The 11,476-nt window shown below is 71.4% G+C and carries 9 protein-coding genes; 2 read left to right on the top strand and 7 right to left on the bottom strand.

The annotated features are described in order from the left end of the window. Positions 1-85 precede the first annotated feature (85 nt). Positions 86-766 carry a helix-turn-helix domain-containing protein gene (locus OEB96_RS21645; RefSeq protein ID WP_266218389.1) on the top strand — a complete coding sequence of 227 codons (681 nt, stop codon included), beginning with the start codon at positions 86-88 and terminating at the stop codon, positions 764-766. 75 nt (positions 767-841) lie between these two features. On the opposite strand, the gene OEB96_RS21640 is transcribed toward OEB96_RS21645, so the two are convergent. Beyond that, positions 842-1,555 (bottom strand): NAD(P)H-binding protein, encoded by a 714-nt coding sequence (locus OEB96_RS21640; RefSeq protein ID WP_266218387.1) that lies wholly within the window; start codon positions 1,553-1,555, stop codon positions 842-844. 48 nt (positions 1,556-1,603) lie between these two features. Beyond that, complete coding sequence (locus tag OEB96_RS21635; protein ID WP_266218386.1) at positions 1,604-2,542, bottom strand: hypothetical protein; 939 nt, start codon at positions 2,540-2,542, stop codon at positions 1,604-1,606. 115 nt (positions 2,543-2,657) lie between these two features. On the opposite strand from OEB96_RS21635, the gene OEB96_RS21630 reads away from it, so the two are divergent. Beyond that, a complete protein-coding gene (locus OEB96_RS21630; protein ID WP_266218385.1) occupies positions 2,658-4,139 on the top strand; it encodes a M20/M25/M40 family metallo-hydrolase in 1,482 nt (493 codons plus the stop codon). A gap of 18 nt (positions 4,140-4,157) precedes the next feature. Here OEB96_RS21630 and OEB96_RS21625 read toward each other — a convergent pair whose 3' ends face one another. The 5 genes from OEB96_RS21625 to OEB96_RS21605 form a co-directional block, all read right to left on the bottom strand. Next, a complete protein-coding gene (locus OEB96_RS21625) occupies positions 4,158-5,189 on the bottom strand; it encodes a zinc-binding dehydrogenase (protein ID WP_266218384.1) in 1,032 nt (343 codons plus the stop codon). Between the two features lie 233 nt (positions 5,190-5,422). Continuing rightward, on the bottom strand, positions 5,423-6,925 hold the full coding sequence (locus tag OEB96_RS21620; RefSeq protein WP_266218383.1) for a tetratricopeptide repeat protein: 1,503 nt from the start codon (positions 6,923-6,925) through the stop codon (positions 5,423-5,425). Between the two features lie 72 nt (positions 6,926-6,997). Further along, positions 6,998-7,894 (bottom strand): fibro-slime domain-containing protein, encoded by an 897-nt coding sequence (locus OEB96_RS21615; RefSeq protein WP_266218381.1) that lies wholly within the window; start codon positions 7,892-7,894, stop codon positions 6,998-7,000. A gap of 99 nt (positions 7,895-7,993) precedes the next feature. Then, on the bottom strand, positions 7,994-9,811 hold the full coding sequence (locus tag OEB96_RS21610; protein ID WP_266218379.1) for a DEAD/DEAH box helicase family protein: 1,818 nt from the start codon (positions 9,809-9,811) through the stop codon (positions 7,994-7,996). Next, a complete protein-coding gene (locus tag OEB96_RS21605; RefSeq protein WP_266218378.1) occupies positions 9,808-11,475 on the bottom strand; it encodes a site-specific DNA-methyltransferase in 1,668 nt (555 codons plus the stop codon). The genes OEB96_RS21610 and OEB96_RS21605 overlap by 4 nt, the downstream gene beginning before the upstream one ends. Position 11,476: the final 1 nt, after the last annotated feature.

Raw genomic sequence — 11,476 nt, 5'->3', positions numbered from 1 at the left:
CCTCGGTCGAACCCGCTACGAAGCACGCTGTAATCGCGCTGTCAGATCGTCTACCGTGGGTTCCACGATGTCGGAAACCACGGCGATGTCCATTCTCGTGGGGCGAATGAAGGTCGATGACTTCGCTCGCCTGATCGGCATGGGAGTGGAGGAGCTGGTCGAAGCGATCGTGAGTCGTTCTCCAGGACGGAGTACGCCCACCCCTGCGCCCGCGCCCTCTCGCATGCCAACCAAGGCCCGCGCCGCCAAGGCGGCGCCTGCTCCGCCAAGACGGGCGGCGCTGGGAGGGGCCCCGCCCCCTCCCGCCGCCGATCCACCCGTGCTCGCGGACATGCTCGATCGAGCTACGTACAAGCAAATCCACAATGCAGTCGATCGCTGGTACCTCGGGCACGTGCTCGAGGAGGTCGGCGGAAACGTCAGTCAGGCCGCACGGCGGCTTCGAGTGAGTCGCAAGCGCGTACGCGTGTTGTGGGCTCGTCTTCGTGAAGGTCGCATGAACCCGACCGCGGCGGAGAAGGCCCTCATGCGCAAGCCCGCTCCCAAGAACGCTCCTCCTCCGCCCGATCTCGCTCCGCTGCTGCCGCGCGGGACCTACCGCCAGCTCCACGATGCCGTGGATGGTTGGTTGTTGCGGCACACCCTCGGGCAAGTCGATGGCAACGTCAGCCAGGCCGCCCGCCAGCTCGACGTCAGCCGCAAGCACCTGCGCGACCACCTCGCGCGCGTGGGGCTGTCGGACATGACCCGCACCCGCGGCGGGTGATCGTCGGTCGCCCGCCAAAGGCCACGTGTGCCGGCGGCGGGCGCCGATCCCCACGATCCCTCGAACTCGCGGGGCTCAGCCGCGTAGATCCTCGCCCTCGGCCACCCGGTTCTCGAACCCGGGGTCCAAGGCCACGCGCACCAGGCCGGCCGCGAGCTCCACGTTGGTCATCGACTGGTAGCGATCGCGGAGCGTACGGCCGCCCAGCATGCCCGCCAGCCCCAGCAGGCCGTCGGCCACCACCGCCCCCACCCGCTCGCCGAGCCTCGACTCGTCGCGCTCGGATCCGGTGATGAACGAAGGACGTGCGATCGTGTAGGGCAGCTCGCCCTCGCGCAGCGCCTGCTCGACGCGCACGCGCACGCGCATGTAGGGGTTGCGCGTGCCCTCCGAGAGACCGGCCGCCGACAGGTAGACGAAGCGCGGCCCGCTTCCGCATGCCCGCGCGGCCGACAGCAGCATCATCGTCAGCCCGTGGTCGATCGCCTCGTAGCCCTCGACCGCGCCCTTGCCCTCGCGACGGGCTCGGGCGCGCGTGGTCCCCAGCAGCGCCAGCACCACGGTGGGCCGTAGCGTCCGCAGGGTCCGGGTCAGCGCAGCCTCGTCCCACGGGGTCGCGTCGGCCTCGGCCCCTCGCGACTGCCAACGCTCGGTCCACTCCGCACGTCGAGGAGAATCGGGTCGCACGTGGGCCACCGTCCTCACCCCACGCTCCACCAACGCATCCACCACGGCGCGCCCGGTGTAGCCCGTGGCTCCGGCGACGAAGGCAACGGCGGGTGCAGTCATGACCCGCGGCAGCGTAGCACCGCCGGGCTCCGCCCGGCTGCTGGCTGGCTACGGCCCACAGTACTGCCGCACCGAGTACCCGGCGTAGGCGACGTCCTCGTCGTGGTAGCGGCCGGTGTCGAGTTCGAACCACTGGTAGCCACCGTCGCGATCGCGTAGCCCGAGACCGGCCTGGAACCGCACGCGCTGGACCACCACCAGCGGGACCTCGCCCTGGACCAGGGCCCCCACGAGCTGAGCCTCGCCCCCACCCCACCCCAGATCCTCGGGTGGCAAGAGCCACGCCGGCCCCTCGTCGCCCATCATCACCAGGCCGCTGCTCACCACCTCGTGCTCGTCACACGCCTCCTCGGCGGGCCAGTGATCGATGGCGAAGAGCTGACGCAGGGGCGTGCCCGGCACGGCCATGATCCGAGCCCACCGCGCGGGCGCGGGCGTACCCGCATCGTCCTGGTGCGTCCCCAGCCCGAGCTCGACGAACGCATCGCGCAAGGGGTGCTCCCAGGCCGACGGCTCGACGCGATCATCGAGCTCGACCTCGGCCGGAACCCAGCGCAGCTCGTGCGGCGGCAGCTCGGCGACCACCGCCAGCGGACCGAAGTCGGCCGCACACGGCACGAGATGGAAGCCCACCTCGTAGGCCTCCGGCCCCTCGGCATAGTACCCCACGTAGCCGTCCTTCAGGGTGGCCGGGCATGCCCCCGCCGGCGTCACCAACCACACCGACGGCGGGCGCACCACCCCGATCCCCGCCAGCGCCTCGTCGTCCACGTCGCGAACCTCGTCGACCTCGAGCTCCGAGAACGCCGGCAGCGAGTCGAGCACCGCGAGCACCAGCCGTGGACCCGGCGTACCGAGCATCGTGGGGAATACCCCCGTGTCATAGCCCACGTGGGCGAGCTGCTCGCGCGCGATCACCCGCGGAGCCTTCGGCGATGAAGCCGGGGCCGCCGCCTTCTTCGGCACCGGCAGCGAGGGCGACGGCACCGCGGCAGCGTGCTTGCATCCGGCGAGGAGGAGCAACAGGGCAATGGCTCGTGGCATCGGCACGCAAGAGAGTACCCGCCATGGTCGATGCCCACGACCGGGTACCATCGCTGCCATGCCGACGCGTCCGTTGCTGCTGGCCTGCCTGCTCCCGCTCGCGTGCAACGCTCCGGCTCCGGAGCCGTCGACCAACCAGGCCAGCGCGACCCCGCCGCACCGGCCATCGCCCGCGGAGCCCATCGCCATCCCACCGGCGGACCCGCCACCCGCTCCGAGCGCTCCCGCACCGTCGATCGTCCCCTCGACCCCGCCCCCGCCCGCCGCCGCCCGAGCCCTCGCCGCCATCTCCGCCGAGCGCCTGCGCGACGACGTCGACGCCCTCGCCGCGTTCGGCACACGACACACGCTGTCGGCCGACGCGACCGATCGCGGGATCGCGGCCGCCCGCCGCCATCTCGTGCGCCAATTCGAGGACGCCTCCACCACCGATCGCCCCGGCCCCCCGCTGACCGTGGCGGAGGAGCCCTTCTCGCTGCAGCCCGATGGACGCCGCGTCGATCGACCCGCCACCCTCGTCAACGTGATCGCAACCCTCCCCGGCACCATGCCCGAGGCGATGGGACGACGCATCTACGTGATCGGCCACTACGACTCGCGCGCCAGCGACGTGATGGATCCCGAAGCGGCCGCCCCCGGAGCCAACGACGACGCCTCGGGGGTCGCCGTCACCCTCGAGCTCGCCCGCGTGCTCGCTCCCCATCCCCTCGATGCAACCGTCGTGTTCATGGCCACCGCCGGCGAGGAGCAAGGCCTGCTCGGCGCCCGCCTGCATGCCGCGGCGGCGCACGAGACGGGCGCCGTGATCACCGGCGTGCTGAGCAACGACATCGTGGGCGACCCCACCGGCCCCGATGGCGAGCGCCACGCCGATCGGATCCGCGTGTTCTCGTCGGGCGCCCCCGCCTCGTGGACCGCCGAGCAGCTCGCCCAGGGTCGCGCCACGGGGGCGCTCGACGACGGGCCCGCGCGCCAGCTCGCCCGCTACGTGGCCACCATCGCCGCCTGGGAGCACACCGCGGTCCAGCCCACGCTGGTGTTCCGACCCGATCGATTCCTTCGCGGCGGCGATCACCTCGCGTTCGACGAGCTGGGCTACCCCGCGATCCGCTTCACCGAGGTCGCAGAGAACTACGATCGCCAGCACCAGGATCCCCGCGTGGAGGGCGACCGCTCCCTTGGCGATCTCCCCGAGCACGTGGACGAGCACTACCTGGCCGAGGTGGCTCGGTTGAACGGTGCCGTGCTTGTGCACCTGGCCAACGCCCCGTCCGCTCCGACCGAGCCCGCCGTGGTCGCCGACGCGCTGAGCCGCGACACCACCGTGCGCTGGGCGCCCGCCCCCGAGCCCGACGTGGCCGGCTACGAGGTGATCTGGCGCGCCACCACGGCCCCCAGCTGGGAGCATGCCCGCGACGTCGGCACCGCCACCGAGATCACCCTGCCGCTCCACAAGGACGACTGGATCTTCGGCGTGCGCACCTACGATCGCGACGGCCATCGCAGCCCGGTGGCGGCCTGCGGCATCACGAAGGCCTGAGCGGCCGCCGCCCGCCGATCAGCTCGCGTGCGTGACGATCGCCTTGGTGAAGCCTTCGGGCTGGGCCCGAGTCAGCGCGAACGCCTCGTCGATGTCCTCGAGTTCGAACGCGTGGGTCACCAGGTCGAAGGGCACGAGCCGTCCCTCCGCGACCGCGGCCACCGCCAGTCTCATGTGCTCGACTCGACGCTCGTCGTCACCGCCCAGCGCGCCCACCACCTCGACCCCCCGCTCGTTCCACCGCGAGACCCCGAGCTGCCAGGGAAAGTCGTTGTGCTCCCCGGCCACCACCAAGCGCCCCCCGTGGCCGGTGATCGCCGCCGCCAGCCGCAGCGGCTCGCGTGCACCCGCGCACTCGATCACCCGGTCGCACAGGCGTCCTCGGGTCAACGCGCTCACCTCCCGCATCATCCGACCGTGGTCCTTCATCGAGATCAGCGCGTTGGCCCCCATCCACTCCGCCATCGCCATCGACGACGTGCGTCCCGCGAGCGCGAGCACCTGCGCCCCCGCGGCCCGACACAGCGACACCAACACGGCCCCCACAAACCCCACCCCCACGATCGCCACCTGCTGCCCGGGCTCGATCCCCGCGCGGGACAGCACCGAGAACGCGCGTCCCAGCGACTCTCCCGGAAACGGGTGTTCGTCGAGTGACGGCGGCAGCACCACCACCCGATCCACCGCCACGTCATCGTGGGTGGCATACGCCCGCGTTCCCAGCAATGCGACGCGGTCCCCCTCGTCCACCTCGTCCACCTCTTCGCCGATCGCCTCGACCACCCCCCAGGCCTCGAGCCCCGGGCTCCCGGGCGGCAGCGGGTAGCGAAACCACGGCCGCCCCTCCCATAGCGGCAGCTCCGACCCGCGCACGCCACAGCCCTGGATGCGCACGCGGACCGACCGGGGATGGAGATCCGGCAGCTCGACGCCTTGAATCACGAACGACTCGGGCTCGACCAGCATCGCCGCCCTGGCGTACGAAGTGGCACGGAGCCGCATCGTCCGATCGAGCACGGGCAGCGGGGCCAGCGGGGCCAACGGGACCATGGAAGCCGTCGATGTCTGCATGAGCGTGGGCACCTTCCAACCAGAGTGCGGCGGCCAGGCTCACCACCGACACAAGAGGCACCCTAGGACTCCTCGCAGCCGGGGCAATCGAGCCAGCCCCTCGAATTTTCGTCATGCCACGCGGCAGCGCTTCGATGACCATCCTGACACGGGTACCGCCCGCACGATCGAGCGCGAGCGCTCACCGCCGATCGAGCCGAGCACGGCTCGCGTCACTTCACCCGCGCCAGGGCCTTGCGCACGGCCTCGTTGTCGCGCAGCCCCAGCGAGGTCTCGAAGGCGGTCCTGGCTCCCCTCGCATCGCCGCGTTTCTCCGCCACGAGCCCCAGGTTGTAGTGCACCGCCGCGCGAAACGCTGCGCCGTCGTCGAGCGGCAGCGCGGCCTCGAGATCCGCCTGGGCTCCGGCCAGATCGCCCATGAGCAGCTTGGCGTAGCCACGCTCGGACCACACGCGAGCCAACGAGGCATCGAGCGCGATCGCGGCGTCGTAGGCGGCAATCGCTGCGGCGTAGTCCTTGGCGCGGGTCAGGCGACGACCCTCCTCGAGCTTGGCCTTGGCCCCGGCCTCGTCACCAGCAGCGGTCACGGCGGTCACGGCGGCGATCGGCCGTTCCGAGCTCGAGCCCGACGGCCACGGGCCCTCGGGCGCCTGCTCGAACGCCTCGAGCGCGGCCTGCCGCGCGGCCCCGAAGAGCGACAGCCTCGCCCACCCCACGGTGGGGACGTCGCGCAGCGTCACCAGGGCGTGCACGACCCCTTCGGGCAGCACGTGCAGCGACAGCGGCGCGGCGCCCGGTACCAGCCCCGAAGCCCCGTCCCCGTGCGCGGCGTAGTCGGACGAGCATGCATAGTAGGTCTCGGCCTCGAAGTGCCACGTCAGCCGCGGCTCGCCGGCCGCCACGCCCATGTGCAGCGACGTCAGGCCCATGCGCTCGGACAGCACCTCCTGAAGTGAAGGGCCGTCGTCTCCCTCGCACTCGTCGAGCAGCTGGTGGATCTCCTTGGCCGCCGTGGTGCGCACCTCCGCTGGCAGCGCCTCGGCGACCGCCGCGAACGGTGCCTCCACCTCCTTGCCGGTCGACAGATCGAACAGCACGAAGCTCGACTCGTACGATCCGTGCGCACCGCAGTAGTAGCCGCTGTCCCCCCACTCGAACGCCAGCCGCGGCCCCACGCCCCCCTGCACCTCGAGCGACAGCCCGATGTCACCGCCGACCACGCGCTCGGTGCTCGGTGCTCGAACCACGAGCTCCGTCCCGTTCCCGAGCTCGATGGCGTGCAGTCCCGGGGTCGTCAGCCGCGCCGAGGGCTTGCAGCCGCTCTCGACGCCCTCCCGTTCGAAGCACTCGCAGTCCACCACGTCGACCTCGGCGTCCTTGCGCTCCACCACCCAAAGGCGCGTGCCATCGGAGAGCACCAGCGCCTTCCGCTCGGCCACGGGCGTGCTCCGGTCGGGGCCCACGGAGATCCACTGCGTGATCCACTGCCCCCCGCGATCGAACCACAAGAGCCAGTCCTCTCCCGCGGGCTCGTCGGCGGGCCCTGGAACGGGCACCTTGGCATTCGAGTCGACCGTGGGAGCGGGAGCCTTGGCATCCACCGTCCGAGGCGTCGACGGGCTCGGCGAGGGGGCCGCAGGGGGGCTCGCATCACCGCAGGCCGCAGCGAGCGCGAACGACAGGGTGGCGATGATCCGGACGTGCGTGCATGACACCGCCGGACTGTAGCCCAGCTCGGAGTCGATCGGCGCACTCGGTCCTGGGCTCGGCGCCCCGGCTCGCCCGCCTCACCCCGGCGGGTGAAAGCAGCCGATCGTCGTCTCGATGCGGAAGTTCGACTCCGACGTGTGGCGCTCCGCAAAGAAGAAATCGAGATCGTAGGTGCCGCCCGGAACGATCCCCAGGGTACCGGCCATCGCATCGAGATCGATGCTGCCCTGGATCGGCCCGTGCACCCCGCCCAGATCGATGCCCAGGCGCCCGTTGATGAACGTGAACAGATCGTCGTCGCCGCGGAACGTGAACACCTCGCCCCCCTGATAGGTGAACTGCGTGTGCATCTCCAGGGTGAAGTGGTAGTTGTGCGGGTTGCCCTCGTTGCCCAGGCCCTGGCCGTCGATGGGGAAGAACGCCGCGTCGTCGTACGTGTAGGTTTCGTCCCCGTTGTCGGTGAGCGAGATCTGGATCGGGATGTTGACGTTGACCCCGGCCACGTCGCGATACCACTGATCGAAGTTGGCCTGCCCGGTGGTCGTGCCCGCGGTGCCTCCCGCGTAGACCGGCTTGCCGTCGCCTCCGAGCATGTCCTGCACGATCCCGGGATCCACTGCGATCACGGACTCGAAGTCGGGGTGGCCCTGCGAGAAGTCCCGCACCGTCGCCACCAGATCGGTCTCGCACTCGCCCGGCGGCGGCAGCGTGCCCGTGTCCTCCGTACCGAGGTCGAACTTCACGCCACCTTCGGCCGTGTCATCGGCGCTGGCCGTGGGACCCGAGCCGATCGAGGCATCGCCCTCGACCCCCATCCCCGTGCCCTCCGTGCCGCCGGTGCCCACCGTCCCCGACACGCCCGTCGTCACCCCGGTCAGGCCCGTGAGCCCCGATGCGCTGCCGCTGTCGCGCCCATCCTCGGGCTCACCGCACGCCACCAGTCCCAGGACGAGCAAACACGCACGCATCCGCATGGGCCGAAGGATACGTCGCAAGACCAAAGCAACGGCAGCGGGGATCTACTCCTTTCCCCCGGGGTTCCACGGGTACACGCTGCGCCCACATCCTTCGCGTCAGGGCTCGTCCAACGCCTGCACGATGGCCATCACCGCCCGCTCCACCACGACCCAGGGCCCCGGCGACGACGCGTCATCGAGCGCCTCGAGCACGGCCCGGATGGTCGCCCGAGACACCAAGCACGGCGGTCGCCTTCGTAGCAGCAGCTCGGTCACCGCCCCGAGGGGATCCGGCGCGGGCAGCTCGAGCGCGCTCGCCACCGACCTCGTCCGGGCCAGCCGCCGCGCGTGCTCGAGCGCCCGCGCGCGCAGGCGCCCGCCATCGATCGCTCGCCACGGCACGCTCGCCTCCTGCCACCCGACCCCTCCCGCGTCCCGTCCTCGGCGCCCCTCGCCCACCGGGCAGGGCGCCGGCGCGGCATCCCGTGCGTCCATCGCCTCGGCATCCTCGGTCTGCAGCCCGGCCACGTAGTCCTCGTAGCTGTCGTTGGCCACGACCGTCAGCACGTCCACCTCGGGCTCGAGCACCCGGCGCCCCTGCTGATCCACGCACAGGCGCACGCCACGGCCGATCTCCTGGCGCTTCTTCACCAGCCCCCGCGACGGCGCCAGCGTACAGATCTGGAACACGTTGGGGTTGTCCCAGCCCTCTCGCAGCGCCGAGTGCGAGATCACGAACCCCACCGGCTCGTCCAGCGAGAGCAGCCGCTCCTTGTCGCGCATGATGAGCGCGTAGGCTTCCTCGTCGGCCGCGCTTCGGCCCGTGCGCGAGTCGACCGCCCGCACCCGCCCTGCCGAGCGCTTGACCGCAAAGTAGGCTGCGCTCACCTCGGCCGCCGTACGCCCGCGCGCCCACGCATGCTCGGACGCGAGCTCGTCGAAGCACCGCGAGAACACCTCGCGCACCACGCCGTCCTCGGCCGCCCAGTCGTCGACCCGCTCCACGAACAACAGCGACAGCACCTTGATCCCCCGCGGCCACAGCTCGGCCTGGCGTCGCAGGTGCAGGGCGACCGTGGCCCGCACCTGCGCCGTGATCCTCGCCGTGCGATCGCTCAGGCCCGCCGCGGGTGCGGCCACCTCCACGCGCTTGACCAGCCCCTGCTCGTACGCACGCCGTGGCGTCAAGCGATGCACCAGCGCGTGAGGGCACCGATGCGTGGCGCTGTAGCGCAGCACCATCAGCGGCGCGAGATCGGCCAGCGCCGCTCGGCTCCGCGGACTCTCCATGCGCTGTGGCTCATCGAGCACCACCACCGCACGCGCGGCCTGCAGCAGCGTCAGCGGAGCCCGGCCCCCAAACCCATCATGCGGTCGCCGCAGCCGGTTGCTGGCCTTGTTGAACGCGTCGAGCGTGAGCACCATCAGCTCCACCTCCGACGAGCACACGAACCGCCGCAAGCGAGACAGCCGCCCCCCGTCGTAGGCAAAGCCGCGCAGGCGGACGCCGGGCATCAGCGCGGCAAAGTGCGCCTCGGTGGCGCGCAGCGTCTGCAGCACGCCCTCGCGCACCGCCACCGAGGGCACCACCACCACCGCCTTGCGCATGCCATGCCGCGCCGCCAGCTCGAGCAGCGTCCGCAAGTACACATAGGTCTTGCCCGTCCCCGTCTCCATCTCCACCGACACCTGCGGCACGCCTTGCTCGTCGAGCACCCGAGACGACGGCGCGAGCCCGGCCGCACCCTGGATCTCGTGCACGCGCTCGAGCAGGTGCTCGGGGGTCAGCACGAGGCGGTTGGCCACCACCCCGTGCTCCTGCCCGGCCGCCAGCGCCTCGGCCAGCGACACGTACGGCTGCGCGGCGAACAACCCCAGCACCGCGTCGATCGCCGCGCGCTGGTGGGGTAGATCGGGCTCGAAGCGCAACTTCACAGCAGCGACAAGGGATGGCGGCGGGCGAGGTTGTAGGCCAGCTCGTCGTCGAGCGCGTCGGCCCGGCACGCCACGGCCGTGCCGGATCGCAGGGCCCACCCCTCCGCATCGACCGACGTGAGCACGGGCTCGAAGCTCACCACCAGCCGTCGCTCGTCGTGGTGGATGGCCCAGGTCCGCGGACCCAGTCCTTCGATGGCCGCATGCAGCGGCAGACCGGATCGCAGCGCGACCGCCCATGGGTCGGGCCCCGGATCGAACCCCGGATCGAGCCCCGACTCGAGCATGGACGCATCGACCCGCGAAGCCTCGATCCGAAAGCACCGCACGCCCCGATCCACCGAGCGCGCCGCGGCGATCCGCAACCGGGTCACATCGGCGATCGTCGCTGCGCCCAGCGCACGCGCCGGAGCCTGCTCGGGCAACACCTCGGGTAGCTGCACCAGCAGATAGCGCCGTTGTCCGCCGTCCTCGTCATCGAGCGCCATCACCGCCTCGGCCGTGGTCCCCGAGCCGGCAAAGAAGTCCAGCACCAGCGCCCCGGGGCCCGCACCGAGCCGCACGCACCGCTGCACCAGTGCAACCGGCTTGGGGTGATCGAACGCCGCCACACCCAGGTGCTCCCGCAACGTCCGGGTCCCCTCCTCCGAGCGCATCATCGACTCGTCCCATACCGAGCGCGGCTTGGTGGTGGTGGCCCGGTGCTTCTCGTACACATTGAACACACCATCGCGGCGACGCCGGGCCACCACCTCGCTGGCCTCGGGATCCCCGGGCACGATCGCCGCACGGAGCTTGGGCTGGCCCCAGCGCCACACCCCCGCCGCGCCCTCACGATTGCGGGGCTCCACCCGCTGCCCCCCCGCGATGGGCCCCAACGCCACCGGGCACAGCCCCTCGGGGTCGGCCGCCTCCGCATCCGCCCAGATCGGATAGAAGAGGTTCGGCCGGTTGTCGGGCGAGAACCGCGGGTTGCGATTGCGAAGCTCGCGTAGCTCGTAGGGCCCCCGCCGATCCACGCGTCGCGCTGCGCTCCGTTCGCGCGCCAGCGGCCGCACCACCGCATCGGGCGACTTGCCGTAGCACAGCACGTACTCGTGGGTGGTCGCGATCCGCAAGTAGTCTCGGCCGCCCCGGTTGCTCACCACCACCACCTGCGCCACGAAGCACTCGGGCCCGAAGATCTCGTCGAGCAGCACGCGCAGGTGGTGGACCTCGTGGTCGTCGATGCTGACGAACAACACCCCGTCGTCGTGCATCAGTTCGTGGGCCACCCGCAGCCGCGGCTCCATCATGGCCAGCCAGTGGGAGTGATAGCGACCGTGGGTCTCGGGATTGGCCCGAAGGCGCATGCCCTCGTCGTCGACCTGACCCGAGCGCCGCAGATACGCCTGCACGTCCTCGACCGTGCGATCGCGGTACACGAAGTCGTGCCCCGTGTTGTAGGGAGGATCGATGTAGATGCACTGCACCGTGCCCGCGTACGCCGGCCGCAGCAGCTTGAGCACCTCGAGGTTGTCGCCCTCCACCAGCACGTCGCGTGCGTCGGCGAAGCCGATGGACGCCGGCTCGTCGCACCGCAGGCGAGCCGCTGACCGTTCGTGGGCCCGCCGCACCGCCTCGGCCTTGCCCGCGTAGTGCAGGCCAAAGCGCTCGGGCTCCATC

The sequence above is a fragment of the Paraliomyxa miuraensis genome, from assembly GCF_026337845.1.
GTDB lineage: Bacteria > Myxococcota_A > Polyangia > Nannocystales > Nannocystaceae > Paraliomyxa > Paraliomyxa miuraensis.
The sequence above is the reverse complement of the archived record's forward strand: the minus strand, read 5'-3'. Positions and strand labels throughout refer to the sequence as shown.